We start from the raw sequence: 26256 nt of genomic DNA, 5'->3' as shown, positions 1-26256 counted from the left end.
GGGGTGTGACGGAACGAGGCGTTTGTAATTTCTGCGACTTAGCGGAAAGCCCCGCGAAGGAAGCGTTCGTCACCGGTTGTGACGTCGGCGGGACAGCACCCCCCTCTGTCCTGCCGGACATCTCCCCCACAAGGGGGGAGATTGGCAGCTCAGCCGCCCCAGCTCCGCTCCAGGGAACAGGCGAAGCTTTCCGTCCTTCTCTACGTGACATACCGCTTCCCCTGGTTATATGATAAAAGCACTCCACTAAAGCGGAGGTGCCTCCGTTTATTTAACTGGGGTCTGGCCAGCCATGGTTCAACCCCCCATATTGCCTTGGTGGAGAAAAAAGTGCCCGAGCCGGAAATGACCAGCGAAGCGACGCGTGAAGCGCCGGTGCAAAAGCCGTTGCGCGCCGATGCGCAGCGCAACCGCGAAAAACTGGTCGAGGTGGCGGCGCAGGCTTTCGCGGCCGACGGCGTCGACGCGTCGCTGGAGGACATCGCCAAGCGGGCAGGGGTCGGCATCGGCACGCTCTATCGCCATTTCCCGACGCGCGAGCATCTGGTCGAGGTGGTCTACCGCCGCGAGGTCGAAGGCCTCTGCCACGCCGCCGAGGAACTGGCGCGTGAGCACCCGGCCGATGTCGCGCTGGAACTCTGGATGCAGCGCTTCGTCGACTACATCGCCACCAAGCGTGGGCTGGCCACCAGCCTGCGGCTGCTGCTCACCACCAACTCGACGCTGTTCTCCGACACGTCAGGCCGCGTTTCCGGTGCGATGCGCAGCCTGATCGAGGCGGCGGCAGCCGCTGGCAAGATCCGCGCCGACGTCGACGCTTCCGATGTCATGCATGCGCTGGGCGGCATCTACTCTGCGCCGAACACGCCCGACTGGCGCGAGCGATCCGGGCGGCTGGTGAAGCTGCTGATGGATGGGCTGCGGTTCGGGGCGAGGGGAAGCCGGTAAGGTGCCGGTTCGCTGCGCTACTGCGAAACCGAGGTGCGGTGTACGAAGTGCTTCGTCCATTGGTCGCGCAACAACGTCGAAATGGGCCACACGAAAGCCTCGCGACCTGCGGGTTCTATCTCAGGAAACTCGGAATGGTAGTGGAGCGGCGTGCGAACGGCCTGCATAACTCGCTGATGCGCCTGCCGAGGTCGCTGCAGGCTATTACAGTCGGGCGATACGCACTTGTTTTTACTTGCTGGTTAGAATTAGAACTACTGTGGGGCGAACGGGGTGGGATGCGCGGGTGGCGATCCAGCTTTCACAGGATGACTTTGACGGCCTTGTGGCCATTCTCACGCGGCAGGTTGACTGGCTGAGCGTCCGTAATCGCATCGATTTTATGTTGGATGTACTCGCCGGCTCGCCACGCAAGTTCGACTTGATGGGGCAATTGGACCTCGATGGGAGCCCTCGTCGCACGGCGGTGCATACCATCGAGCGCCTGATGACCTTTGGCCAGGATCAGCCCGGCCGAGAAGCCTTGGGGGTGCTCGTCAACAAGCTGATTGCCGGACTTGGTGGCGGCGACGACGTCGATCGGCTGCGGGACATGCTGGCACGTTATCCCTTTGCCACCAAGCCTGTTGCTGCCCGCGACGTAGCAGGCTGGCGAGGGCGGGACAGCAACGAAGCTATTGCAGAAAAAATTATCGGCGAAAACACACTGCGCGATATCAGTTTTCTTGAAGTTCTACTTGACCTTTCTCGTGCCGTGGTGCGCGTGCGCGGACCGCAGACCGGTACCGGGTTTCTGATCGCCGAGGATTTGCTGATCACAAACCAGCACGTGATCGAAAATGCCGAAATGGCCAAGCAATGCGTCTTCGAGTTCAACTATCAGCTCGATCGAACGGGCAGATCGATGGAGGTTCAGACTGCTCGGGCACAAAGCGGTGGGCTATTCCACATGAGTCCGATTGCAGAGATGAACGCCACACGAGAGAGTCTCGATTACGCGATTGTTCAGTTGACCGACGTGCCGAGCACCGCAAGACATCTTGAGATTAAGCCGGCGACAGTTGCTCGCGATGGCCGGGTGACGATCATCCAACATCCGGGCGGCAGTTACAAAAAGATTTCGATGCAGAACAATTTTGTCGAATACGCAGATGATTTGGTGGTGCAGTACACGACCAGTACCGAGCCCGGCTCTTCCGGTTCCCCCGTGTTGAACGATAATTTTGAAGTTGTAGCTCTGCATCACGCGGGCGGGCAGCTTGCTGAACCCGCTACAAAGCGGCGCTTTCTGCGCAACGAGGGGGTACGAATGTCGGCTATCCTGGATGATCTCCGCCTGAACGCGGCTGCCATCTACAAGCGCCTCGGAACTTAACTTTGGCCAATTTGAGCACTGAACTCTTTGACCGGGTGGTGGTCGAGCTGACGCCGTCCTTCAAGACGGAGGAGGATCGTAGGACCGAGCTCGATCCTGTCGTAAACGGAAAGCCGGTAGCCGATCGCATACAATGGGAGGGTGCGGCTAAGCCATTCGCGGTGCACATAGTTGGTTTGCTCTCCGCCAGCGAGATCATCGTTGTGCTCAGGCGGCTGACGGTTGGGGAGGAGAAGAAGGCAGAAATCGAGGACATATGCGCGCGGATCGCGGAGGAGGCGTCCGCAGCAGGCGGGAATCGGCAGGACGTTGTTCCGCGAAGTTTACTGCAGGCACCTACGCAGTTTGTCATTGCTGCCTCGAGGGCCGGCAAAGCGCATGTTGGAACGCTTTTCAATAGAAACTGGCTTCGCGTCGGAATTGTCGCCGCCGTCTGTGCTTTGGTAGGTACGGTTGGATGGGACCTTTTTGTTCGCGATCACACCAAATACTTCCTCGGCTACGCCCGACGGAATGGTATTTGGGAAGGCTTGTCGCCTGTGCGCGAAGGCTCGAGCATTTCCGGAGGAAACGCGTATCTTTTTCATTATGCAGGGCGCTTGGGCAGGTTGAAGTCGGTGGACTTTGTCAATGCGGCCGGGCGTTGTCCCGCCGCCGGCATTGATAGCGTAATAGAGGACGAAACAACTAAGGAATGCTCAGAGAGTCGCGCGTGCTCGGCGGGCTTCCAATATAACGTCGACGGAAGTTTGCAAAGTGAAACGCTGTCTGATCAGTTCGGGAACCAAGTGGAAAGCCTGAACTACCTTGGGCAGAGCGTAGGAACGTTTGTCGCGGCCCAACGTCCCTGTAGCCACGGCACCAGTGGCATAGAGGTTGTCGAATTTACCAGATACGACGACGGCGTTCTTTCCGGCTTGGATCGCGAAATCCGGTTCAAAGGTCCAGACAACAAGCCTCGCCCGAATTCAAGCGGTGCGTATGGGTATCGCTATGAACGCTCGACGACCGGTCAAGCGACCGCTGCGACGCGCCTGGGTCCCGACGGCCAGGTCTGGATCGATAAGAATCGCATCGCCCGGGTCGAGATTTCATATGATGGCGGACGACTCGTCGGGGGCCAATACTTTGATCAGATCGGCAGAAAGACAATCCACACCGACGGTTACTCAGCGTGGCGCTCAAAGGTGGATGCGCATGGCAACTCAGTCGAGATGAAGTTTTTTGGGACCAGCGGCGAACCAATGTTAAACAAGCGCGGCGTCGCGGGCTGGCGCTCGACGTTTGATGAACGCGGGAATTTGACTGAAAGGCGGTTTTTCGGAGTGGATGGCGCCCCGGCTCGCTCCACGGATGGATATGCCGGTTGGCGCTCCAAGTTCGACATGGACGGGAACGACGTTGAAACCACGTATTTTGACGTCGACGGTCGCCCTGCTGTCAATGAGAAAGGAGTAACAACGGTTAAATCACAATTCGATGAACGTGGCAGCAAAGTGACAAATACGTTCTATGGAAAAAATAACCAACAAATATTGACCAAGGATGGATATGCAAAACAGGTGTTTGGTTTGGACGGTAGGAGTTACAGAGTCGAGGAATCGTACTTTGATTTAACCGGAGAAAAACCTTATTCAGAAAAATCTGGCGCTGCAGATGTGCGTCTTACATTCGACGCGCAGGGCAATAAAGTGAAGGTGGCTTTCTTCGGTGTTGATGGGCGCCCAGTTATTTTGAAGGAAGATGGATATTCGTCGTGGAGCGCGAAGTACGATGATCGTAGCAATCAAGTCGAGGCCGACTATTTCGGTGTCGACGGTGAGCCAATAATTACGAAATTCGGATATGCAAGTAGCAGGTCGAAGTTTGACGACATCGGCAATCAGGTCGAGGTTTCGTTGTTGGGGCTGGATGGTGCGCCTATAGCGGTTGAGGACGGATATGCCGGTTGGCGCTCAAAATTCGACGAGCACGGCAATGAAGTAGAGACCGCTTATTTTGCGGCGGATGGCGCGACGGTATCTAAAAAATCCGGGTTCGCTATCGTACGCTATAAATTTGATGACAATCGCAATTCGATTGAAACTGCCTATTTTGGAGTTGATGGCAAGCCAACACTCTCCAGCGACGGGTACGCTGGCTGGCGCTCGAAGTTTGACGACCGTGGCAATGAAATAGAAGGTTCTTTTTTTGGAGAAGACGGCAGGCCAATAGTCATCAAGAATGGATTCGCTAGTTACCGATCAAAGTTCGACGATCGCGGTAACAAGATAGAGGTTATCTATCTGGGAGTTGACGATAAGCCGGTACTTTTGAATTCTGGTTACGCCAGTGTGCGTTCGAAGTTTGACGATCGTGGAAACGAAATAGAGACCTCTTATTTCGGGACGGACGGAGCGCCGATCCTGAAGAAAGATGGGATTGCTGGTTACCACACCAAATTCGATGATCGAGGCAATATCATTGAGCGCATGTATTTCGGGCGGAACGGCGAGCCAATCTTAAGCAAGGATGGATATGCGGGCTGGCGGTCAGAATTTGACCCGCGAGACAACGAGCTTGAAAGCACTTTCATAGGCGTCGACGGAAGTCCCATAGTGGCGGGGAGTGGGCAAGTAACGATTAGTTCTAGCTACGACAATCTGGACCGCCTGGTGGAGAGACGCTTCCTGGATGCCAGTGGCAAGTTGATCAATGCGAAGAGTGGTAGGGCAATCACGCGGTTTTCATACGACTCTCTAGGGCGGCTGATCCAGGAGGAGTCACTCGATGTGGATCGAAAGCCGGTCAACCGTGCCGATCTTGGCTGGTATAAAGAGAAGACCAATTACGACAAGGCCGGTGCGGTTGTTGGTCATGAACGGTGGAACTCTGACGGTCAGCCGTGCTGTGCCCGATAGCCGGTTGTTTCTATCCGCACTATAACATTGGCTGCGGTATCGCCGGGAAAGTCATCCGGTGAAGGCACTCCGTTGTTGATAATCACGTCGACGACGACGCTGTCCATGCTACCGGCATTCCGGGGAATGAGCTGTTTGCACCTCCGGCTCCGCTAGTGGCGCGCACCAGTGCGACGCGTCGCTCCGCTTTTTGCTCCGGTCTGGAATAGCGAAGAATGGAGCCGTACCCGGCCACCGGCTGGCATTCCCCAACCCATGGCCTACATAGTCGGCACTACCCTCCCTCCCAAAAGGATCCCCCCATGCCCGAACAGCTCAAATTGAACGACGGCTCGACCATTCAGCAGATCGGGCTTGGCGTGTGGCAGGTCGATCCGGACATCACCGCCAAGGTCGTGCGCTGGGGCATCGACGCCGGCTATCGCCTCATCGACACCGCCGAGGGTTATCGCAACGAGGAGGGCGTCGGCGAGGCGATCCGCGCGGCCGGCGTTCTGCGCGGCGACTTGTTCATCACCTCGAAGCTGCGCAACGGCGCGCATCAGCGCGACGCGGCATTGCGCGCTTTTGACGACACTATGAAGAAGCTCGGCATTGACCAGATCGACCTCTTCCTCATCCATTGGCCGGTGCCCAGCCAGGATAAATATGTCGAGGCCTGGAAGACGCTGGTCGAATTGCAGAAGGCCGGCCGCATCAAGTCGGTTGGTGTGTCGAATTTCAACCAGGACCACCTGGAGCGCATCATCGGTGAGACCGGTGTGACGCCCGTCGTCAATCAGATCGAACTGCACCCGCGCTTCCAGCAGCGCGACAAGCGCGACTTCCATGCCAAGCACAACATCCGTATCGAAAGCTGGAGCCCGCTAGGCAGCGGCCGGCTGCTCGCCGATCCGACGCTGGAGAAGCTCGCCAAGAAGCACGGAAAATCGGTGGCGCAGGTGATCATCCGCTGGCACCTGCAGGAAGGCCTGGTTGTCATCCCGAAGTCGGTCCACCAGGAGCGCATCGCCGGTAATTTCGATGTGTTCGATTTCGAACTGGATGGCGAGGATATGCAGACTGTCCGGAGTATGGACGCGCGTGACGGCCGCACGGGACCTGATCCGGCCACGGCCGCGTTCCTGTTCTAAGCAAGGTCAGAGGGCTGGCGGGGCTCCGGTGACGGCAAAATACTGAAGCGCGCCGGGCAGGCCGCTTGCTTTCATCTCGCCTTGTTCCTCGAAGGTCAGGCCGGAGCCGACGACCAGGTCGCGTATCGTTCGCGATGCAATGATCTGGCCCGGCCGGGCATGATCCAAGAGCCGCGACGTGACCTCGATGGCGATGCCGGAAAAATCCCCGCCGCGCGCCTCGCACTCGCCGATGTGAATCGCCGCGCGAATGTCGAGCCCGTTTGGCCTCAGGTGGTTGGCGATGGCCACCGCGCATTCGATCGCGCGCGTCGGCCGCTGGAACGCGGCCAGCAACCTGCTGCGCGACCGCCTGATCTCCGTGCCGCCTAGCAGCAATTCGTCGCGAACGATGTCGGCCTGCTCGGAGGCTTTCGCGTCGTCGGCCGCGCCGTCGATGGCGAGCGCCAGCACCGATATCAGCACCCTTTCCGCTCGCGCCGCCGGCAGCGCACCGGTCACGAAATCTTTGATCTCGTCGATCAGGCCGTCGCAGCCTTCGCCCCAGATCACGTGGTCCCGGCCGACAAGCTCGACATATCTGGCGCCTTCGATATGCGCCGCCAGATAGCGTCCTTCCTCCGGCTTCACCCAGCGGTCGCCGGTCCTCTGCAGCACCAGCGTCGGGACATGGATCGCCGGCAGGATGTCGCGCACGTCGATCTCGGTGCCCCAGCGCCAGAGCGCGATCGCGTCCGCCGGCGAGGCCGAGTTCCTGAGATAGGCGGCGAACCACTCGCGCTCGACCATGTTTTCGATCAGGCTGGGCGCGGCGTTGCGCATCTCGGCCGGCTCGCCCCATTGCCGCTCGACGGTGTCGATATCCTGTTGCACCTCATCGACCGTTCGGGCCCAGGGGTAATCCTTCGACCATATGCCTCTGGCGTAAGCGCCAGTGAGCACCATGGCCGCGGTGCGCTCCGGATAGGTGGCGGCGAACAGGATGCACATCGGTCCGCCTTCGGAGCTACCGAACAGCACCGTGCGATTGGAGCCGACAGCGTCGAGAACGGCGCGCATGTCTTCCATGCGCTGCTCCAGCGTCGGTAGGCCGACATTGCGGTCGGAGAGGCCGGTGCCACGCTTGTCGATGCGGATCAGGCGCGAGAAGGAGCCGAGCCGTTTCAGCACGTGCGTGAAGCGCGGCGATGCCCAGGCAAGGTCGAGATTGGAGACCCAGCCCGGTACATAGACGAGGTCGACCGGCCCATCGCCGGTGACCTGGTAGGCGATGTTTACGCCAGACGATTTGACATAGCGGGTCGGCGGTCGCGTGGCTTCGGGTTCGGCGCTCGAAGCCGGGGGCCGGACAGGCGGCGCGCCGCGGCGGGCGCGCAGCTCTTCATGCAAGTTCCGCGTTTCGGCTTCCGGCATCAGCCGCAGCTCGCGCTGCAGCGCGTCGCGGCATAGCTCATACTGCTTCAGCGCGAGGTTGATGCGCCCTTGCGCCGCGTAGCTTCGCATCAGGGCACGATGGGCGTCCTCGCGCAACGGCTCCATCGCCAGCAGCCGCATGGCGGCCCGTATGCAGGCGGCGGGATCACCGGCGGCCGTGTAGTGATTGATGAGCCTGCCCAACGCGGAGACAGCGATCGCCCGCAGGCGCTCGCGCTCGACCCGCAGCCATTCCTCGAACGGCTCTTCCCGCAGGCCGAGCCCGTCGAGCAGGTCGCCTCGATAGACGGCGACGGCCCGCTCGAGATCCTCGGGCGCGGTGCTTGCCGCCAGCGCCTCGAACCGCGCAACATCGAAATCGAAATCGTCGAGGTGAAGCGCGATGTTCGCGCCCTCGGTCAGGAAGCGCCCGCCGCCCGAGACGCTCATCGCCTTTCGGACGGACGACACCGCCTGCCTCAGGCTCATTCGCGCCTGGGCCTCGCCATTGAGGCTCCAGAGCAGCGCCGCCAGCTTCTCGCGCGACTGCGCCTGGCCGGCCTGCAGCGCAAGATAGGCCACCATGCCGCGCGTCTTGCGGCTGAAGACCGGAGCCGTCGCCCCGACGCCGTTAAAGTCGAAACCACCCAGCAGGTGAAGATGCGGCACCGTCATCCGAAGCCACCCCGACCATGATCGGGGCAATTCTTTCGCTTAGCTGCCGCTAATTCAACCTCGATCTCTTGCGTCCGGCATTTTTCACGATTTGATCACGCTGGTTCCTGCGCGTCTCTCACGGGCCTCCAGCAGATTGTCCGCACTGGACATCTCAGGAGGATCCCGTGCAACGCCCAGGCGAATGGCCAATCTGGCATGACAACGATCAACCCGGCGAGCGGGACATCGGTGCACCGCAGCGGCATGAGATTGCGCTGGCCCGCTATCTCGAAAAACAGCATGCTCATCGGGCGGCAGCCGTGCGCAGAACGAGCCTTTCGACCGCCGCGGCAACCGCGGGCTGGATCGCGTTGCGGATTCTTCAATCGATTCTCGTTCTGGCAGGCAAGGCTATCGAGCGGATCGACGAGGTTGGCGTGAATCTGTCGAAGGCTCACCGGGAGATCAGCGCGCCGCGCAAGCACCGCTGACCTGTCCGGCCATCTTCTCGGGCAAAGGCAGAACGGCTAGGCTCCAGCCGAAGCACCCCGGGAGCTCCGCCCATTCCAAAGCCCACCTTCCTCGATATCGCCCGCCGCGCCGGTGTCGGCACGGCGACGGTCGAGCGCGTGCTGAACGGCAGGGGCGGAGTGCGCCCCGAAACGGTCGAGAAGGTGGTGGCGGCGGCGCGTTCGCTGGATTATCCGCGCCGGCTTCCGGAGGCGCATCGCGGCGTCATCCGCATCGAGGTGATCCTGGTCAGGCCCGACGCGACCTTCTTCGCCAGGCTGTCGCGCGCCTTCGAGCGCATCGCCGCGACGCTCGACAGGACCATTGCCGTCCACCGGACCTTCCTCGACGAGGCGAACCCGGCGGCGATCGCAAAACGCATCCTCGAACCGGAGATGCGCCGCGCGGCGCTCATCCTTGCCGTTCCCGACCATCCGCTGGTCAGCGCGGCCTTGCGAAAACTCGAAGCGGAAAACATCCCGACGGTACAGATCGTCACCCAGATCTCGGGCCCGAAAAGCACCTATGTCGGCATCGACAATTACGCCGCCGGCCGCATGGCCGGGCTGCTGATGGCCAAGATGCAGCGGCGGCCGGGCAAGGTGGTCGCCATCTGCCACAGCCAGATCTATCGCGTCCACCGCGACCGCGTGCGCGGCTTCTTCGACTACCTGATCGATCACGGGCGGGACTTCGAGCCGATCGCCGCTATGTTCGGTTTCGACGACGGCGACCGCAATGCCGAGCAGTTGCACGAAGCGCTGAAGCGCTGGCCAAACCTTGCCGGCCTCTACAATGCCGGCGGCGCCAACACGGCGCTGAACGAGGTGCTGCGCAAGCACGGCAGAGGTCGCGAGATCTTCTTCGTCGGCCATGAGTTGACCGAGCGCAGCACGCGGGGTTTGCGCGAGGGCACGATGGATGTCGTGCTCGACCAGGCGCCCGAAGCGCAGGCGCGCCGCGCCATCGACCTGGTGCTCGCCGCGCTCAATTTGCACGACCTGCCGGTCGACAACCCGCCGATCCGCTTCATCACCTTCACCGCCGAGAACCTTTGATCTGATTTGATCAAGGAACAAGCGGCGTCCGCCATGGCGCGGTGTTATCCCCTCGCGAAACGGGAGGATCATCGGTGGCGAGACGGCTGACGGCCTACGACCTGCAAAGCGCCAAGGGCAGCAAGAAGTGGCTGCAATTGCATGTCGATACGCCGGCCGAGGCCGCCGCCGCGGTCGCCTGCGACATCGTCATCCTGTCCTGCGAACCCGATCACAATCTGGAACCGATCCGCCAGGCGGCACCCCACGCATTCCTCTCCGTCGGCATGCCGCATGGCGCGGTCGCTTCGCCCGAGGAGGCGGTGCGGCTTGGCTTCGCCATGATGAAGCGCGGCGCCGACGCGGTCTATTCATCGCACTCGCCGCGTTTCATCGAGGCCATGGCCGCCGAGGGCATTCCCGTCACCGGCCATGTCGGCCTGGTGCCCAACCGCGCCACCTGGACGAACTTCCGCGCAATCGGCCGCACCGCCGAGGAGGCGCTCAAGGTGCTGCGCGATGCCAAGGACCTCGAGAATGCGGGCGCCGCCTGCATCGAGGTGGAAGTGGTGCCGGTGCGCCTCGCCGACCATATCACCCGCTCGACCCCGCTGATCACCATGGGCATGGGCTGCGGCACGGCCTGCGACACGCAGTATCTCTTCTCCTGCGATGTGCTGGGAACCCATGCCGGCCACTATCCGCGCCACGCCAAGCGCTATGCCGACTTCGTCACGCTGGAGGCCGAGCTGCAGGAAAAGCGCATCGCCGCCTTTCGCGCCTTCGGCCGCGACGTCGCCGGCGCAATCTATCCGGAAGCGAAACACCAGGTCGACATGGACGATGCCGCCTACGACCGCTTCCTCACCCTCTCTCAGTCTTTGTGAGAATAGCCATGGACGATTTGCAATTCGGCACGCGCAACAAGCGGGGCGACTGGGTCCCGAACGAACCGGCCGGCACCGCGCCGCTCTTCATCTTCCCGCCACGCCCGCTGGCGGTTTTGAAATGGCTGCCGCATTACTTCCTGCCCTATAATCTGCTCTTCGCGCTCACGGCCGTCGTCTGGTGGCGCTACGTGCTGCCCGACGTCGAGACGATGAAGACGCTCTCCGTCGGCTGGATCCTGCGGCTGTTTCTCGTCAACTGCGCGGCGCTGCTGGTCTTCTTCGGCGCCTTCGAGCTTCGACTCTACATTTTGAAGGCCCAGGGCAACCGCTTCAAATACAACGGCAAATGGCCCTCGGAGCAGAAGAACAAGGCCTTCTTCTTCGAGAACCAGAACATCGACAACATGCTGCGCACCTTCGGCACCGGCATGCCGATCTGGACGGCGATCGAGGTGGCGATCCTCTACGCCTACGCCAATGGCTATGTTCCTTGGCTGACCGTCGCCGAGCATCCCGTCTATCTCTTCCTGCTGGCGCTGGTGGTGCCGGTCATCCACGAGACGCATTTCTTCCTGCTGCACCGCGCCATCCATTGGGGGCCGCTCTACAGATGGGTGCATTCGGTGCACCACAATTCGGTCAACCCGTCGCCCTGGTCGTCGCTGTCGATGCACCCCGTCGAGCAGCTCGGCTACCTCGGCGTCGCCTTCTGGCACCTGATCATCCCGTCGAACCCGCTGCTGGCGCTCTACCAGCTCCATTATGCCGGCTTCGGCGCCATTCCCGGCCATGTCGGCTTCGACAAGGTCGAGCTGACCGAGGACAGGAGCGTCGATAGCCACGCCTATATCCACTACCTCCACCACAAGCATTTCGAGGTGAATTACGGCGACGGCCTCATCCCGTTCGACAGCTGGTTCGGCACCTTCCACGACGGCAGCAAGGAAGCCGCGGCGCGTATGGATGCCCGCTACGAAAAGAAGAAGGCGCGCGCCAACGCCGCCGCCGCGAAGTGACAAGTGAGATGCCTGCGAGATGGCCTTCGGCCATCCGCCTGCGAGATGGCCCTTGGCCATCCGCCTGAATCCCGAAAGGGCCGGAGACAAAGCGGGGTGAACCGGCACCCATCCGCAAAGGGAGGAACCTCGTGAAGAAATTTTTGATCTCGACGGCTTTGGCCACGCTTATGACAACCGCGTTCGCGACTGTCTCAACCAGCGCCTTCGCCGCCAAGCTCGGCGTCTCGATCGTCGACTTCGACAACAATTTCCAGACGCTGCTGATGCATGGCATGCAGGACCGAGCCAAGGAGAAGGGCGCCGACATCCAGGTCGAGGACGCGCATAACGACGTTGCCAAGCAGCTCGACCAGGTGAAGAACTTCATCGCCTCTGGTGTCGACGCCATTATCGTCACGCTGGTCGACACCAATGCTTCGACGACGCTCAGCGAGGAAGCAGCCAAGGCAGGCATCCCGCTGGTCTTCGTCAACCTCGAGCCATCGGACATGAAGAGCCTGCCGGAAAAACAGGTCTATGTCGGCTCCAACGAAACCGAGTCCGGCACGCTGGAAGCCTTCGAGGTCTGCAAAATGCTGCGCGCCAAGGGCAAGTCGGCCGGCGCCAGCGCCTATATCGTCATGGGCAGCCTGGTGCACCAGGCGGCGCTCCAGCGCACCAAGGATGTCGAGCAGATCTTTTCGACCGACATGTGCAATTTCATCAAGGTCACCGACAAGCAGTCGTCGGAATGGTCGCGCGACAATGCGCAGAACCTGATGACCAACTGGCTGACCGCCGGCCCGGCGCCGGACGCCGTCATCGCCAACAACGACGAATCCGCCATCGGCGCCATCCTGTCGCTCAAGGCCAACGGCGTCGACCTCAAAAACGTCGTGGTCGGCGGCATCGACGCCACGCAGGACGGCCTGCAGGCGATGCAGGCCGGCGAGCTCTCGGTGACGGTGTTCCAGAACGCCAAGGGCCAGGGCGGCGGCGGGGTGGATGCAGCACTTGCCTTAGCCAAGGGCGAGAAGGTGGACCGCGTGGTCTACGTGCCCTTCGAGCTAGTGACGCCGCAGAACGCGGCGGAGTATTTGCATAAGAATTGAGCGCGGCGTCGGCGTTCTTCCCTTCTCCCCTTGTGGGAGAAGGTGTCGCCGAAGGCGACGGATGAGGGGTGGTCCAGGGAATGCCAGCGTTTCACTCCGCTGGAACACCCCTCAACCGTCTCGGCGCTGCGCGCCGATCCACCTTCTCCCACAAGGGGAGAAGGAAAAGGCCTCCTAAATCCCCTCGCCATCCACCAGCGGCACGTCCTCGCCCTCCCACGGGCTCGGCATCGAGCCGCGCCCCGCCGTCGGCAGCGGCATCCAGCACCTCAACTCCGGCTCGGCATATTCGACGACGCGGCCGGGTGAGGAGTCAGAAGCCCGCCAGCCTTCCGCGCCGAACTGGTCGGCGCGCGACCAGTAGGCCATGTCGACCTCGGCCGGCCCCTGCTCGGAGGAGCGCACCGTCACCAGGATGCGGCTGCCGTCCCGTGGCGCGCTCGCCATGTTGCGCCACTGTTCGGTCTCGTCCATGCGAATTCCTCCTGCCTGAGCCAATTCCAGAAAAACCGGCCGTCGCAATAGTCGCCGCCCGCCGGGGAGGGGTCAACCCGAACTTGGAGCGCGACAGGAATATCATTCACAGCTAATATGTCGCCGGCTGCAATCGGACAGACGACGATGGACGAATTGCTGTCTCCGGTGACCCGTCTCGGGCCGGTCCATCTCAGGGTGACCGACGTGCCGGCGGCCTTGAGCGTGTGGCGCGACACGCTTGGGTTGGCGCTGCTTGGCGAGGACGCTGCCCTGGCGGAGCTTGGCGCCGGCGGCCGGACGCTGATCGCGCTTCACGCCGGCGCCGAGGTGCCGCTGCCGCAGAAGTCGCGCGATCTGTTCCACGTCGCCATCCATGTCACCAGCCGCCGCGATCTCGCGCACGCCGCCGCCCGGCTCAAGGCATCGGGCTTGCGATACAGCGCCCAGGATCACCTGGTTTCGGAATCGCTCTACGTCTCCGATCCCTCCGGCAACGGCATCGAGGTCTGCTTCGACACGCCGGAGCGCTTGCTGCGCCGCGAAGTGTCGCCCAACGGCCGCGTGGCGCTGATCGCCACCGACGGCAGCGCGCATTCGGGGCTCGAGTCGCTGGACGTCCCGGGCCTGTTGCGGGACCTCGGCAATTCCGGCCATGTCGAGCCGAGGGTGGCTGAGGATGCCTTCATCGGCCACATCCATTTGCGCGCCCGCGCGCCCGAGATGCTGATGAAATTCTATCTGGGCGCGCTTGGCTTCCGGCCGCATATCCAGTCCCGAACTTTCGGCATGTTCGACTGCGGCACCGAGCGCCGCCCGCATATGGTGGCCTTCAACATCTGGGCGCGCGACGAACTGCGCGAGCCGCCGCCGGGTGCCGCCGGCCTCGACCATTTCACCATCGAGCTTGCTTCGGAGGGGGAACTTGCCGCCGCGGAGCGCAGGCTCGAAGCGGCAGACATACCAGCGAAAAGGGACGGCGGGGTGATCTCGACCGCCGATCCAGAGGGCAACCGCTTGCGGCTCGTGGTCCAGGGCGATTGACCGCGACCGCTTCAAGACGGGAGAATTGGAGGAGGGGAAAATGTCGCTGATGGTGATTGGAACCGGCTTCGGCCGGACCGGCACGGATTCGATGCGCGAGGCGCTGACCATGCTCGGCTTCGGTCCTTGCCACCACATGTCGGAAGTGACGGCGCACGCCAGGCAGAAGCGGCTGTGGCGGGCGCTGGCCAGCGGTGATGCGCCCGACTGGGATCAGCTCTTCGCGGGATACAAATCCTGCGTCGACTGGCCCTCGGCGCACTATTGGCGCGAGCTGATCGAAGCCTATCCGCAGGCACGCGTCATCCTCACCTGGCGCTCGCCCGAAAGCTGGTGGGAGAGCTTTGAAAAGACCCTGCTGCCGGCCATCGCCGGCAGCACGGATCAGGAATCGCTCGGCATCGCGCTCGTGGCGAAACAGGTCTTCGGCGGCCGCCCGCAGGACCGCAGCCACGCGATCGCCGTCTACCGGGACAATGTCGAGACGGTGCTGAACACCGTGCCGGCGCCGCGCTTGCTGGTGCACAAGCTCGGCGACGGCTGGGCACCGCTTTGCGCCCATCTCGGCGTCCCCGTGCCGGACGAGCCCTATCCCAGCCGCAACTCGACGCGGGAGTTTCGGACGGCGCTGTCGTTGAACTAGAGCAATTCCAGGAAAAGTGTGATCGGTTTTCCGTCCGGAATTGCGTAAAAACAAGGAGATAGGGCGTTTCGCCGTTTCCGTGAAACGGTGAAACGCACTAGACGGGCTCGAAGTCGATGGACGCAGGCATCCGAACTTTCCGGTCTCTCACCGCATCCTGTCCTTTTTGGTATGATCAGGGCAGGGGATAAGGCTATGGGACAAGTCGGTTTTGATCACGGTCGAGGCCAGCCCGACGCGGCTCTGGTGATGGCGGCGCGCTTTGGCGAGCCGCATGGTTTCGGCCTGTTGTTCGAACGCTATCGCCCGCAACTCCACGCCATCGCCCTGTCGATGCTGGGTTACACCGGCGATGCCGAGGACGCGGTCCACGACACGTTCCTTACCGCGCTTGCGCGATTGGACGGCCTGCGCGATCCCGCCGCCGTCGGCGGCTGGCTGCATTCGATCTTGAGAAATCACTGCCTGATGGCTCTGCGCCGGCGCCGACCCTGCGCCGGGCCAGCCGAAACCGAACGCGCCTTCCGCGAGCTCGCCGACGAGGAACGCATTGAGAGCCGCATCGAAAGCCGCGACCTGCGCGACTGGGTGTGGGCGGCGCTGGCGCATCTGCCGGAAATGCAACGCGCCACGGTGATGCTCCGCTATTTCGGCAGCTCGCCGGGCTATGAGCAGATCGCCGCCATTCTAGGCGTGCCGGTGGGCACCGTGCGAAGCCGCCTTTCGGACGCAAAGATCAGGCTTTCGGAGTTGCTGCTGGCATCGGCCGGCCTGCCCGACAGGGAACATCAGAAGCTCGTGGCGGAGCGCCTGGCTTTTTACACCGAGGAATACCGCTCGCTGCAGCATGGCGGTAAGGAGCGTGTGCTTGCGCACTATGCCAAGGACCTCGACATCGCCTTCGCGGGTGGGCCGCGCGGCATCGGGCGGCATCTCTTCGGCGAGGCCATCGACGAGGATGTCGGCGCAGGCGTTCGCCATGAGCCGGTGCGGGCGCTGGCCAGTGCCAATGTCACCGTGCTCGAGGCGGACTTCGTCAATCCGCCCGAGAATCCTTTCCATTGCCCGCCGAGCTTCGCCGTCGTCCTGGTCCATGGCGAGCGCCAGGTGCGCGTGATGCGCGTCCACACCTCCGAACGGCCACCGCGCCTCGAGGAATGACATCTTCGTGAAGTTCGCCAGCGGGGCGAACTTTTCGATGCGCCACATCATCCTTTTTGGGTCACGCGTCCGGTTGCCGGCGCGTCAACCACAGCAAGGAGGAATCCCGATGTTTGCCTTTCTCGAAGTCAGATTGGGCCGCGCCGTCATTGTCGGCTCGCTTGCCCTGCTCGCCACCCCGTTGCTCGCCCGCGCCGACGACTACGATGCGACGCTGAAGGACATCCAGTCGACGATGGGCGGCGTGCCGAGCTTCGTGAAACAGTTCCCGAAAGCCGGTCTGCCCGGCGCCTGGGCCGAGGTCAAGGCCATCGAACTCAGCGACAAGACAGCGCTGCCGCCGAAGGTCAAGTCGCTGATCTCGCTGGCGGTCGCGGCGCAGATCCCCTGCAACTACTGCATCTGGTCGGACACCCAGGACGCCAAGCGCGCCGGCGCCACCGACGAGGAGATCCAGGAAGCCGTCGCCATGGCGGCGCTCACCCGCCACTGGAGCACCATCTTCAACGGCATGCAGGTCGATTTCGAAACCTTCAAGAAGGAGATGGGCGGGCAGTAGGGCAGTAAGGGAGTAGGGCAGTAGGGAAAATCCGTTGACAGCCGATCCCTATTGCCTTGCTGCCCTAGCGCTTTGCTCCCCTCAAACAGGGAGGAACACAATGGTCGCCACACTTGCCACCGACACCACCTTCCTCACCGCGACCCAACTGGCGGCGGCGATCCGCGAGCGGCGGGTCAGCGCGGCCGAAGCGATGGAGGCGCAGTTGGAACGGATCGCCGCCGTCAACCCGCTCCTCAACGCCATCGTCACCCTCGACGAAAAGGCCGCACACCACGGTGCCAGGGCGGCCGATGAAGCCATTGCGCGCGGCGATGCGGTCGGGCCGTTGCACGGTGTGCCGGTCACGCTGAAGGACGGTCATGCCACGGCCGGCATGCGCACTACGATCGGACTGACGGACTGGGCCGATCACGTCCCGACAACCGACAGCACGATTGCCGCGCGCCTGCGCAAGGCGGGCGCGATCATCATCGGCAAGACCAATGTGCCGCCGCGGCTGCGCGACCTGCAGACCTTCAACCCGATCTTTGGCCGCACCGACAATCCCTGGGACGTTACCCGCACGCCGGGAGGCTCGAGCGGCGGCGCTGCCGCGGCGGTTGCCGCGGGGCTCGCGCCGCTGGATATCGGCAGCGACGCCGGCGGCTCGATCCGCGTGCCGGCGCATCTGTGCGGCGTCTATGGCTTCAAGCCGACGCAATCCTCGGTGCCCATCACCGGCAGCTATGCCGATCCGCCCGACATGCCGCGCAGCTTCCGCCTTTTGTTCGACATCGGGCCTTTGGCCCGCTCCGTCGACGATCTCATCCTTGCTCATCGCGTCATCGCCGGCGCCGACGGGCTCGACACGGACGTGCCCCCGGTTGCGACCGCCGAAGAACCGGAGCCGCAGCTGTCCCGGCTGCGCGTTGCCTTCGCGCCGGAATTTCCGGGCGTGCCGACCGCCCGTGACATCGCCGACGCGATCGCCGGTTTTGCCGTCGCCATCGACGTCGGCGGCGCGCAGGTAGGCCACGCGTTGCCGTCGCACGACTTCGCCGCCGAGCGGGCGCTGTTTTCGGATTTCATCACCTGGTATTCGCAGGCCTTCCAGCCGCCGCGGGAAAACTCTCCCACGCTGTCGACCTATCTTGAGGCGCTCAATCAGCGCGACGAATTCATCTATGCCTGGGAGCGCTTCTTCGGCGACTGGGACGTGCTCGTCTGTCCGGCGATGATGTGCACCGCCTTCCGCCACCGGGAGATGGGAATGCCGATCCCGGTCGATGGTGTCGAGACGTCCTATTGGAGCGCGCTCAGTCACGTCTGCCGCTTCAATCTGACGGGTCATCCGGCCGTCGTTATTCCGATCGGCCTCGATCGCGAAGGCTTGCCGATCGGCGCCCAGCTCGTCGGCCGCCGCCATTCGGACATGAAGTTGCTCGCCGCCGCCAAGGCTCTGGCGCGGCTGACCGATGGATTTGTCAGGCCGCCGGGACTGTGATCGCGCCGCGCGGCCAATCACACATGCACGTCGCCGAAGGAAAGCTCGGCATCCTCATCGCGGATAAAAAATGAAGCGGCCAGCATCGCGAGATAAAAGACCGCGACCCCGCACACCACCGCGACGCCGGGGATAGGGCCGAGCGTCGCCACCCGGAACGTGTCGAGCAGCGAGGCGCTGAAGCCGATGGGGGCACCGTCGCGCGCCAGGCTGGGCGTCGTGATCTTCAACACCCAGGCGAGCATCAGGATCGTGTACATGAAGATGTAATTGCGGCGCAGCCGCCTGATGAGCGCCGAGCGCTGCGAGATGTGGAAGCGCGGCGAGCGCAGGCCTTCACCGACGATGGCCAGCCAATTGGAGGCGTAGTCGGGCTGCGGCGAAAAAATCTGCGCGAAGTAGTAACGCTCGAACTGCCGCACCCTTGTGCGGTAGACGTCGAAGAAGCGGTAGCGCCGCGCTTCGATCCACAGCAAAAGCGTGATCAAAAGCATGGCGAAGAGCAGCACGCCGTGATGGGCGCTCGGCGTCGACAGCGACACCGACAGCATCGCCGCCACCACGGTGATCGCCCAGTTGCTTGTCCGGTCGAGCCGGTCGCGCCAGCCGGCCATGCGCGCGATCTCGGCGCGGTGGAAATGCGACATTGTCGTTGCGAATTCGGAGGAGGTGAGCTTCAGCGCGAACGTGTCGGAAGCGCGCGGCGGCGCCGCTTTCTCGGTTGACGTTGCCGGCGCGGCCGCCTCGGTGGATTTCGGCGACCTAGCCGCGTCGGTGGAGCTTGCGGCCTTCGTCTGGGACATTGTGCCATGCGCCTCCCGCCGCCATGGCCGGCCGCGCCCCGACTTAAAGAACAGGCCGGCCACACCCTGTATATCACAACGTGCGGCCGGCCAAAATGTTTCCGCCTTTTCAGGCGGATAAGTTAGGATGCAAGCGGCGGCCGACTGCCATTGACGCGCCGCGGAAAGGGTAGCACGTCGGCGATCGGCCTGGCATGCTGGGCTGCCGCCACCGCCTCGATCACAAGGTCGAGCGCCGCCAGTGCCGCGCGGCTCGTCTCATCGTCGCCGCGCAGGTAATGGCACGCCCTGTCGAGGTGCAGGTGGGCGGCGGCAAAGTCGCTTTTCATTAGCTTCTCCTTATTGCCCCGCCACGCGGCCAACATCGTCGAGTCGCTTTACCGGGAAGCAAAGATCAGCGGTTGCATTTGATTAGAATTGTAGAGGTGCGAGGCGCTGGAACTGCCAATCTCCCCCCTCGTGGGGGAGATGCCCGGCAGGGCAGAGGGGGGCGCCGTAGAGCGCCAAGTTCTGCCATGTCTTGTTGCCATGTGTCCGATACTCGACCGCAGATATTGACGCTTTTCGCTGAGAAGCAGCGATCCTTCGCGCCCCCCTCTGTCCTGCCGGACATCTCCCCCACAAGGGGGGAGATTGGCAGTTTCGCCGCCCTGCAACCGAACCCCGCGCCAAACCGTTATGAGCGAACAAAACCGAGGGGTGCAAGCCTTGCCTTTCATGCTCAAGCGGCGACGGTCGCTGCCGGTCTGGGTCGCGCTTGCCGCCATCGCGCTTCTGCTCATGCCCGCCGTCGCCTTCGCCGCCGAGAAAACCGGCATGTCCTCGGAAGGCATCTTCGTCGCCGAGCTGGTCCTGCTTCTGGTCGTTGGCCGCGGCATCGGCGAAGTGCTGGAGACGCTTGGGCAGCCGGCGGTGATGGGGCAACTGATCGGCGGCATCCTGCTCGGGCCTTCTTTGCTCGGCTGGGTCTGGCCGGCGGCCGAGCGACTGGTCTTTGCCGGCGACGCCACGCAGAAATCGATGATCAACGCCGTCGCCCAGCTCGGCGTTCTGATGCTGCTCCTGCTCACCGGCATGGAGACGGATCTGAGGCTCGTGCGCCGCGTCGGCCGCGCCTGTTTTTCGATCTCGGCCACCGGCGTGGCGGTGCCCTTCGCGCTTGGCTTCATCGCCGCGCAGTTCATGCCCGATACGTTGCTTGCCGCCGGCAGCGAGCGCATCGTCGCCGGGCTGTTCCTCGGCACCGCGCTTTCCATCTCCTCGGTCAAGATCGTCGCCATGGTGGTGCGCGACATGAACTTCATGCGCCGCGACCTCGGCCAGGTGATCGTCTCCTCCGCCATCATCGAGGATACGATCGGCTGGGTGGTCATCGCCATCACCATCGGCATTGCCACCAAGGGCCGGATCGAGATCGGCAGCCTGGCCTTCACCATCCTCGGCGTCGCCGCCTTCATGGCGTTTTCCTTCACGCTCGGACGCCGCATCGTCTTCGATGCCATCCGCTGGACCAACGACACCTTCCGCTCCGAATATGCGGTCGTCACCGTCATCCTCGCCATCATGGGCGCCATGGCGTTGATCACCGACCTGATCGGCGTCCACACCGTGCTCGGCGCCTTCGTCGCCGGCATATTGGTGGGTGAATCGCCGATCCTGTCGCGCCATATCGAAGGGCAGTTGCGGGGCGTCATCACCGCGCTGTTCATGCCGGTGTTCTTCGGCGTCGCCGGCCTGTCGGCCGATCTCACCGTGCTGATCGACCCTCAGCTCGCGCTGCTCACCGTGGCGCTGGTGGTGATTGCCTCGATCGGCAAGTTCGGTGGCGCCTTCATCGGCGCCGAGGTCGCCGGCATGAGCCGCGCCGAAGGCATCGCGGTCGGCTGCGGCATGAACGCGCGTGGCTCCACGGAAGTCATCGTCGCCTCCATCGGCCTGTCGATGGGCGTGCTGTCGCACAATCTCTTCACCATGATCCTCACCATGGCCGTCATCACCACTTTGGCCATGCCGCCGACATTGCGCTGGGCGCTGCGCCGCCTGCCGATGGGCGAGAACGAGAAGAAGCGCCTGGAGCGCGAGGAGGTCGACCAGCGCGGCTTCGTCGCCAATCTGGAGCGGCTTCTGGTGGTGGTCGACGAAGGCGTCGTCGGCCGTTTCGCCGCCTATCTCGCCGGCGTCATCGGCGCCGGCAAGCCGACGACGGTGTTGCATTCCAGCGGCGAGATCGATGCCGAGCCGACCGAGGGGCTGCATCTGGACGAGATCGAGAAGGGTGCGGAGGACAGCCGCGAGGCGGCCAAGAAATCCGACGAGACGCCGGTGCGTGAAGCGCCGGTCACCCGCCGCCAGCATGAGGAGCTTTCGGCCGAGGCGGTCGCAAGGGAAGCGCGCAAGGGCTACGGCATGCTGCTCGTTGGCCTTGGCCGCGCCGTTACCGCCAAGGGCGCCTTCTCGCATCGGCTGAACGAAGTCGCTGGCGCGTTCGACGGGCCGCTTTGCCTGGTGCTGAAACCGGCAGCCGCCGGCCGCCAGATCCCGCGGCTCGGTCCGGATTCAGGCAAGATCCTGGTGCCGGTCAACGGCACCGCCGTTGCCCGTCGCGGCGCCGAGCTGGCTTTGGCCATCGCCGCCGTCACCGGCGCGCCGGTGAGGATGCTTTATGTCGCCAGGGTCGGCCGCGAGGAGCCGCGCGACACCGTCTCGCATCGCCGCCGGGAGGCGGTGCTGAAGGATATCGTGGCACTTGCCGACCGCTATGGCGTCGAGATCGAGACCGCTATCCGCTCGAGGGCCGCCGCCGCCGATGCCATTGCCCGCCAGGCCGGGCGGAACGCGGCGCTGATCGTCATGGGCGTGGCGCGGCGCCAGGGCGAAGAGCTGATCTTCGGCGAGACGACGACGGCCGTTCTGCGGCGCAGCCCATGCCCGGTGGTGCTGATCTCCGACGAGCGGCTGCGTCGCGACGAGAATGATCGCGAGGCGGTGCGCACGGGGACGGGCGCAGGGTGAGGGGAGAGTCCTCGCTACCAAGTCGGCCCGGATCGGTTATCCTCGCCGCGCAAGGAGGCGCCGATGAGCTTCAGCGTAAAACCTCTCGACATGACCACCTGGCCGGATTTCGCAGCGTTGGTCGAACGGCACAATGGCGTGTGGGGCGGCTGCTGGTGCATGGCCTTCCACGCCAAGGGCACGGGCGCGGTGGGTAACCGCGACGCCAAGGAGGCGCGGGTGCGCGAAGGCTGCACGCATGCCGCGCTCGTCTTCGACGGTTCGGCCTGCGTCGGCTGGTGCCAGTTTGGGCCGACCGACGAACTGCCGCGCATCAAGCACCAGCGCGCCTATCGCGAGGGGCTGGCGGTGCTGCCCGACTGGCGCATCACCTGCTTCTTCATCGACAAGGGACGCCGCGGCGAGGGTGTGGCCGCTGCGGCACTTGGCGGCGCATTGGCCGAGATCGCCCGGCTCGGCGGCGGTGTGGTGGAGAGCTATCCCGAGGACACGGCAGGTCGCAGCGTCGCCGGCGCCTTCCTGCACAACGGCACGCTGGCAATGTTCAAACGCCAGGGTTTTCGGCGCGCCCGCAAGATCGGTAAGCACCGCTGGGTTGTCGAGAAGATTGTGAGCTGAAGCCGAAGCACGGCAGCTCTCCCGTCACTTGCCTTCGAAAAACGCATGGATAGCGGCGTCGAGTTTCTCGATGAGTTCTGGGTTGCGAGTGCTGCCGGCCCAGATCAGCGCGTTGAGCCGCATGTCCTTGTTGAGGAAGTTCACCTTCCTGGTCTCGAGCAGATACTGCGCAACCGCGAAGTGCCGCCCCTTGATGGCTTCGATGAGGGCGCTGTTTCGCCCTGTCTTGTCGGCCGCATTGACGTCCGCGCCATGCTCGACCAGCAGCGCGACGGCATCGAGATGTCCGTTCCTTGCCGCTTCGATCAACGCCGTCCTGCCATAATAGTCGGCGCGCGCATCGATATCGATCTGAGGATGTCGCACCAGCGCCTGGATGCAGTCGTAATGGCCCTTGGCCGACGCCAGGCTCAAGGGCGTGCTCTTCCATTTGTTCCTGGAATTGACGTCGATAGCCGGCTCGGCGATCAAGGTTTCCAGCACCGCCATGCGGTCATTGTGGGCGGCAAGATGCAGCGCCGACCAGCCGCCTTCATCGGTCTGGTTGATGTCCGCCCCCGCCGCGAGTTCGGCGCGTACCGTCTCGGCGTCGCCTTTCTCGGCTGCGAGCAGCAGGTCAGACCAGCCTCTGGCGTCGTCGGCTTCCAGGCCTGCGGCCACTGCGATGCCCTCCGGACCACGGATCGCGCCAGCATGGAGCCGGCAATTCAGATGCAGCGTGTCGGCTCAGAGTTTCACACTCGCCACCGTCCCGCAAATGGATTTCGCGCGACCGGCCGGCGGTCCCGCAGGCTGGGAACCGCCGGAATGTCGTCAACGCTTAGGCCATCTGCAGCTTCTGCCGGCTTGGCTGGGGCGGGAAGGCGATGGCGATGCCGGCCGCGCCGAGACCAATCAGCGCCGAGCCGATGAACAGCCAGTGATAGCTGGCGGTGGCGTCATAGATCATGCCGCCGGCAAGCGGCCCGAGCGACATGCCGAGGCTGGAAAGCATCGTGGCCGCGCCGAGGATCGTGCCGATGATGCGCAGGCCGAAATATTCGCGCGCCAGCACCGCGTAGAGCGGCATCACGCCGCCATAGGTGGCGCCGAAGATGACGGCCAGAAGGTAGAACTGCTCGAGCTGGCCGACGGTCAGGTAAGCAGCGATCACCAGCCCCTGGATGGCGAGCCCGGTGACCAGCACCGGCTTGACGCCAAGCCGGTCGCCGAGCACGCCATAGAGCACGCGCCCGCCGAGACCGGCCAGCCCCTCGACGCTGTAGATCGACACCGCCGCCATCGGCGCCACGCCGCACGACATGGCATAGCTCACCATGTGGAAGATCGGCCCCGAATGCGCCGCGCAGCAGGCAAAGAAGGTCAAGCCCAGCACGATGAATTGCGGTGAGCGCAGCGCCTGGCCGACGCTCATGCCGGGATCGTCGGTGACGGGCGCCGGCGTGCCGTCGCTTGCCGCGGCCGCCGCCGGCGGCTGGCGCACCAGGAAGACTGCGGGCAGCAGCAGCACCCAGGCCATGACGCCGATATCGAACATGGCGGTGCGCCAGTCATAGGCCGTGATCAGCCAGCGCGCGAAGGGCGAGATGGTCATTGGCGCCACGCCCATGCCGGCCGAGACCAGCGAGACGGCGAGGCTGCGGTTGGTGTCGAACCAGGCGGTGGTGAGCGCGATCATCGGCGCGAAGAAGGCGCTGGCCGCCAGGCCGACGATGACGCCATAGCTCAGCTGGAAGACCAGAAGCGAGGTGGCGCGGCTCGCCACCACCAGCGACAGGCCGAGCAACACCGCGCCCGCAAGCACGACGGGCCGCGCCCCGACCCGGTCATAGATCGCGCCCCAGGCGAAGCCGCCGAGGCCCATCACCAGGAAGTTCAAGGTCATGGCGCTGGAAATGCCGGTGCGCGACCAGCTGGTGTCGAGCGACATCGGTTCCAGAAAGATCGCCAGCGAAAACATGGCGCCGAGCGCCACGCAGGTCATCAGCGCGCCGGCCGCGACGATTACCCAACGATAGGAATGGTTCATGATTATTCTCCCATGCCGTAAGGCATCCTGTTTGATGCGGCACGGTTTTTCCAGTTTCCACCGGGCCGCTTGCGTCCGGAGGACGCCGGGCCGGGAACCGATCCTACAATCTGGTTGCATTTTTTATCCGGATTTTTTTGGGGGCCAGCGATCACCGATCGCGTGAGGGGCAGCACTCTACGGCGCCCCCTCTGTCCTGCCGGACATCTCCCCCACAAGGGGGAGATCGGAGGTTCGCGCGCTGGCGCTTCTCCTGCAGCGTAAGTGATTGGCGAAAGCGGACGCGACATCTGATCTCCCCCCAAGTGGGGGAGATGTCCGGCAGGACAGAGGGGGGCGCTGTCCCGCCGGCGTCTCCAACTGTCAGCAGCCTGCAAGGCCCCACATTGACCGCGCACCGCTCCCATCTAGACTGAACTCCTCAACCAGGAGCACCCCATGGAACTCTATCGCGGCCGGCTCATTGACCATATCCAGCTCGTGGTGTGCGACCTCCAGGCCAGCCGGCGTTTTTACGGCGCCCTGTTCGAGGTGCTGGGCATCCCGATCGGCGGCGAGGCGCAGGACTATTTCTGGGCCGACGAATTGTTCATCTCCAGCGCCGACAGCCGCGCCGCGCTCGGCGTGCTCACTGGCCGCCACCATCTCGCCTTCCAGGCCAAGGACCGCGCTATGGTCGATGCCTTCTACCAGGCAGGCCTTGCCGCCGGCGGCAAGGACAATGGCGCGCCGGGCGAGCGCCGTTACCACCCCGGCTACTATGCCTGCTTCCTGCTCGACCCCGACGGCAACAACATCGAGGCCGTGTTCCACGGCGAAGCGAAGCGCAGCGCGGCGGCGGTGGAGATCAGTTTCTAGGGAGCGGTGCCACGCCTTATCTCCCCCTTGCGGGGGAGAAAGCGATTTCAACATCTTAGCGAAGCTAAGTGTTAGAAATCGCAAGAGAGGGGATATTCACGCGCATGCGCCAACAAGTTCCCCATCACACCGTAGCTTCGCAAGAAACATGCGTGCCGATGCTACGAGAGCCGAGAACATGCTCTGGCAAGCGTTGCGCAATCGGCAGCTCGAAGGCTTGAAATTCAAAAGGCAGGTGCCGCTCGACGGTTACATCCTCGACTTCATCTGCTTCGAAATGCGGCTGATCGTCGAAGTCGATGGCGGCCAACATTCGCAGTCGCAACGAGATGCTGAGCGAGACCGGCATTTTGCGATGAAGGGATTTAAGACGCTGCGTTTCTGGAATGACGAGGTGGAGCGCAATATCGACAGTGTGTGCCTTGCGATCCTCGTCGAAGTCCGAAATGGGAGTTCCCCAGCAAATCCCCTCTCTTGCGATTTCTAACACTTAGCTTCGCTAAGATGTTGAAATCGCTTTCTCCCCCGCAAGGGCAGGGCTATCGCATATGGGTCAGGGCCTGGATTAGGTAGTCGTCGTTCCATGCGCATTTCTT

Annotated in this window: 24 protein-coding genes; 18 read left to right on the top strand and 6 right to left on the bottom strand. The window is 63.4% G+C overall.

Annotation, left to right across the window (positions count from 1 at the left end; translation table 11 throughout):
• Positions 1-345 precede the first annotated feature (345 nt).
• The 4 genes from KVT37_RS29135 (at position 346) to KVT37_RS29120 (ending at position 6356) form a co-directional block, all read left to right on the top strand.
• Positions 346-948: a TetR/AcrR family transcriptional regulator gene (locus KVT37_RS29135; protein WP_217578503.1), complete on the top strand. Its 603-nt coding sequence runs from the start codon at positions 346-348 to the stop codon at positions 946-948.
• A gap of 286 nt (positions 949-1234) precedes the next feature.
• Positions 1235-2323: a trypsin-like peptidase domain-containing protein gene (locus tag KVT37_RS29130; protein ID WP_217578474.1), complete on the top strand. Its 1089-nt coding sequence runs from the start codon at positions 1235-1237 to the stop codon at positions 2321-2323.
• A gap of 2 nt (positions 2324-2325) precedes the next feature.
• Positions 2326-5223, top strand: coding sequence for a hypothetical protein (locus tag KVT37_RS29125; RefSeq protein WP_217578473.1), 2898 nt, complete (start codon positions 2326-2328; stop codon positions 5221-5223).
• Positions 5224-5525: 302 nt separating this feature from the next.
• Positions 5526-6356, top strand: a complete 831-nt coding sequence (locus KVT37_RS29120) for an aldo/keto reductase (RefSeq protein ID WP_217578472.1) — start codon at positions 5526-5528, stop codon at positions 6354-6356.
• Positions 6357-6362: 6 nt separating this feature from the next.
• Here the strand turns inward: KVT37_RS29120 and KVT37_RS29115 are convergent, their stop codons facing one another.
• Entirely contained in the window at positions 6363-8444 is a 2082-nt protein-coding gene (locus KVT37_RS29115) for an alpha/beta fold hydrolase (RefSeq protein WP_217578471.1), read from the bottom strand.
• 167 nt (positions 8445-8611) lie between these two features.
• Here KVT37_RS29115 and KVT37_RS29110 point away from each other — a divergent pair, with 167 nt between their 5' ends.
• The 5 genes from KVT37_RS29110 (at position 8612) to KVT37_RS29090 (ending at position 12973) form a co-directional block, all read left to right on the top strand.
• Complete coding sequence (locus KVT37_RS29110; RefSeq protein ID WP_217578470.1) at positions 8612-8917, top strand: hypothetical protein; 306 nt, start codon at positions 8612-8614, stop codon at positions 8915-8917.
• A gap of 72 nt (positions 8918-8989) precedes the next feature.
• The gene (locus tag KVT37_RS29105; protein WP_217578502.1) at positions 8990-9994 is read left to right on the top strand and encodes a LacI family DNA-binding transcriptional regulator; all 1005 of its coding nucleotides are present in this window, start codon (positions 8990-8992) and stop codon (positions 9992-9994) included.
• Positions 9995-10068: 74 nt separating this feature from the next.
• Positions 10069-10860, top strand: a complete 792-nt coding sequence (locus KVT37_RS29100; protein ID WP_217578469.1) for a 3-methyl-2-oxobutanoate hydroxymethyltransferase — start codon at positions 10069-10071, stop codon at positions 10858-10860.
• Positions 10861-10868: 8 nt separating this feature from the next.
• The gene (locus KVT37_RS29095; protein WP_217578468.1) at positions 10869-11879 is read left to right on the top strand and encodes a sterol desaturase family protein; all 1011 of its coding nucleotides are present in this window, start codon (positions 10869-10871) and stop codon (positions 11877-11879) included.
• A 131-nt stretch (positions 11880-12010) separates the two neighbouring features.
• Complete coding sequence (locus KVT37_RS29090; RefSeq protein ID WP_217578467.1) at positions 12011-12973, top strand: substrate-binding domain-containing protein; 963 nt, start codon at positions 12011-12013, stop codon at positions 12971-12973.
• Between the two features lie 174 nt (positions 12974-13147).
• On the opposite strand, the gene KVT37_RS29085 is transcribed toward KVT37_RS29090, so the two are convergent.
• Positions 13148-13447, bottom strand: a complete 300-nt coding sequence (locus KVT37_RS29085; protein WP_217578466.1) for a hypothetical protein — start codon at positions 13445-13447, stop codon at positions 13148-13150.
• Between the two features lie 147 nt (positions 13448-13594).
• Between KVT37_RS29085 and KVT37_RS29080 the strand changes: the two genes are divergently transcribed.
• The 5 genes from KVT37_RS29080 (at position 13595) to KVT37_RS29060 (ending at position 18340) form a co-directional block, all read left to right on the top strand.
• Positions 13595-14491 carry a VOC family protein gene (locus tag KVT37_RS29080; RefSeq protein ID WP_217578465.1) on the top strand — a complete coding sequence of 299 codons (897 nt, stop codon included), beginning with the start codon at positions 13595-13597 and terminating at the stop codon, positions 14489-14491.
• Positions 14492-14531: 40 nt separating this feature from the next.
• Positions 14532-15134, top strand: coding sequence for a sulfotransferase family protein (locus tag KVT37_RS29075; protein WP_217578464.1), 603 nt, complete (start codon positions 14532-14534; stop codon positions 15132-15134).
• A gap of 195 nt (positions 15135-15329) precedes the next feature.
• Positions 15330-16295 (top strand): RNA polymerase sigma factor, encoded by a 966-nt coding sequence (locus KVT37_RS29070; RefSeq protein WP_217578463.1) that lies wholly within the window; start codon positions 15330-15332, stop codon positions 16293-16295.
• Between the two features lie 109 nt (positions 16296-16404).
• Positions 16405-16854: a carboxymuconolactone decarboxylase family protein gene (locus KVT37_RS29065; protein WP_254634328.1), complete on the top strand. Its 450-nt coding sequence runs from the start codon at positions 16405-16407 to the stop codon at positions 16852-16854.
• A gap of 100 nt (positions 16855-16954) precedes the next feature.
• A complete protein-coding gene (locus KVT37_RS29060; RefSeq protein ID WP_217578462.1) occupies positions 16955-18340 on the top strand; it encodes an amidase in 1386 nt (461 codons plus the stop codon).
• A 17-nt stretch (positions 18341-18357) separates the two neighbouring features.
• Here KVT37_RS29060 and KVT37_RS29055 read toward each other — a convergent pair whose 3' ends face one another.
• Together KVT37_RS29055 and KVT37_RS29050 are read right to left on the bottom strand one after the other, a co-directional pair.
• Positions 18358-18987, bottom strand: a complete 630-nt coding sequence (locus KVT37_RS29055) for a DUF2270 domain-containing protein (RefSeq protein ID WP_254634332.1) — start codon at positions 18985-18987, stop codon at positions 18358-18360.
• 278 nt (positions 18988-19265) lie between these two features.
• On the bottom strand, positions 19266-19472 hold the full coding sequence (locus KVT37_RS29050; protein ID WP_217578460.1) for a hypothetical protein: 207 nt from the start codon (positions 19470-19472) through the stop codon (positions 19266-19268).
• A gap of 388 nt (positions 19473-19860) precedes the next feature.
• Between KVT37_RS29050 and KVT37_RS29045 the strand changes: the two genes are divergently transcribed.
• A complete protein-coding gene (locus tag KVT37_RS29045; protein ID WP_217578500.1) occupies positions 19861-22155 on the top strand; it encodes a cation:proton antiporter in 2295 nt (764 codons plus the stop codon).
• Positions 22156-22218: 63 nt separating this feature from the next.
• On the top strand, positions 22219-22773 hold the full coding sequence (locus tag KVT37_RS29040) for a hypothetical protein (protein WP_217578459.1): 555 nt from the start codon (positions 22219-22221) through the stop codon (positions 22771-22773).
• A gap of 24 nt (positions 22774-22797) precedes the next feature.
• Here the strand turns inward: KVT37_RS29040 and KVT37_RS29035 are convergent, their stop codons facing one another.
• Both KVT37_RS29035 and KVT37_RS29030 read right to left on the bottom strand, forming a co-directional pair.
• Positions 22798-23433 (bottom strand): ankyrin repeat domain-containing protein, encoded by a 636-nt coding sequence (locus KVT37_RS29035; protein ID WP_217578458.1) that lies wholly within the window; start codon positions 23431-23433, stop codon positions 22798-22800.
• Positions 23434-23593: 160 nt separating this feature from the next.
• Positions 23594-24802, bottom strand: coding sequence for an MFS transporter (locus KVT37_RS29030; RefSeq protein ID WP_217578457.1), 1209 nt, complete (start codon positions 24800-24802; stop codon positions 23594-23596).
• Between the two features lie 438 nt (positions 24803-25240).
• On the opposite strand from KVT37_RS29030, the gene KVT37_RS29025 reads away from it, so the two are divergent.
• Complete coding sequence (locus KVT37_RS29025; protein WP_217578456.1) at positions 25241-25660, top strand: VOC family protein; 420 nt, start codon at positions 25241-25243, stop codon at positions 25658-25660.
• Entirely contained in the window at positions 25563-26147 is a 585-nt protein-coding gene (locus KVT37_RS33875; RefSeq protein WP_217578455.1) for an endonuclease domain-containing protein, read from the top strand. The genes KVT37_RS29025 and KVT37_RS33875 overlap by 98 nt, the downstream gene beginning before the upstream one ends.
• The last annotated feature ends 109 nt before the right edge of the window (positions 26148-26256 follow it).

The organism is Mesorhizobium sp. GbtcB19, from assembly GCF_019091085.1.
GTDB lineage: Bacteria > Pseudomonadota > Alphaproteobacteria > Rhizobiales > Rhizobiaceae > Mesorhizobium.
Note: the sequence above shows the minus strand (reverse complement) of the source record. Positions and strands in the feature narration are given on the sequence as shown.

Bases quoted from the DNA above. Each gene is read 5' to 3' on its own strand.
- KVT37_RS29075 (WP_217578464.1), top strand. From the start codon at position 14,532: ATGTCGCTGATGGTGATTGGAACCGGCTTCGGCCGGACCGGCACGGAT.
- KVT37_RS29025 (WP_217578456.1), top strand. From the start codon at position 25,241: ATGGAACTCTATCGCGGCCGGCTCATTGACCATATCCAGCTCGTGGTG.
- KVT37_RS29095 (WP_217578468.1), top strand. From the start codon at position 10,869: ATGGACGATTTGCAATTCGGCACGCGCAACAAGCGGGGCGACTGGGTC.
- KVT37_RS29135 (WP_217578503.1), top strand. From the start codon at position 346: ATGACCAGCGAAGCGACGCGTGAAGCGCCGGTGCAAAAGCCGTTGCGC.
- KVT37_RS29040 (WP_217578459.1), top strand. From the start codon at position 22,219: ATGAGCTTCAGCGTAAAACCTCTCGACATGACCACCTGGCCGGATTTC.
- KVT37_RS29065 (WP_254634328.1), top strand. From the start codon at position 16,405: ATGTTTGCCTTTCTCGAAGTCAGATTGGGCCGCGCCGTCATTGTCGGC.
- KVT37_RS29120 (WP_217578472.1), top strand. From the start codon at position 5,526: ATGCCCGAACAGCTCAAATTGAACGACGGCTCGACCATTCAGCAGATC.
- KVT37_RS29115 (WP_217578471.1), bottom strand. From the start codon at position 8,444: ATGACGGTGCCGCATCTTCACCTGCTGGGTGGTTTCGACTTTAACGGC.
- KVT37_RS29085 (WP_217578466.1), bottom strand. From the start codon at position 13,447: ATGGACGAGACCGAACAGTGGCGCAACATGGCGAGCGCGCCACGGGAC.
- KVT37_RS29050 (WP_217578460.1), bottom strand. From the start codon at position 19,472: ATGAAAAGCGACTTTGCCGCCGCCCACCTGCACCTCGACAGGGCGTGC.
- KVT37_RS33875 (WP_217578455.1), top strand. From the start codon at position 25,563: ATGCCTGCTTCCTGCTCGACCCCGACGGCAACAACATCGAGGCCGTGT.
- KVT37_RS29070 (WP_217578463.1), top strand. From the start codon at position 15,330: ATGGGACAAGTCGGTTTTGATCACGGTCGAGGCCAGCCCGACGCGGCT.
- KVT37_RS29060 (WP_217578462.1), top strand. From the start codon at position 16,955: ATGGTCGCCACACTTGCCACCGACACCACCTTCCTCACCGCGACCCAA.
- KVT37_RS29045 (WP_217578500.1), top strand. From the start codon at position 19,861: ATGCTCAAGCGGCGACGGTCGCTGCCGGTCTGGGTCGCGCTTGCCGCC.
- KVT37_RS29080 (WP_217578465.1), top strand. From the start codon at position 13,595: ATGGACGAATTGCTGTCTCCGGTGACCCGTCTCGGGCCGGTCCATCTC.
- KVT37_RS29030 (WP_217578457.1), bottom strand. From the start codon at position 24,802: ATGAACCATTCCTATCGTTGGGTAATCGTCGCGGCCGGCGCGCTGATG.
- KVT37_RS29055 (WP_254634332.1), bottom strand. From the start codon at position 18,987: ATGTCGCATTTCCACCGCGCCGAGATCGCGCGCATGGCCGGCTGGCGC.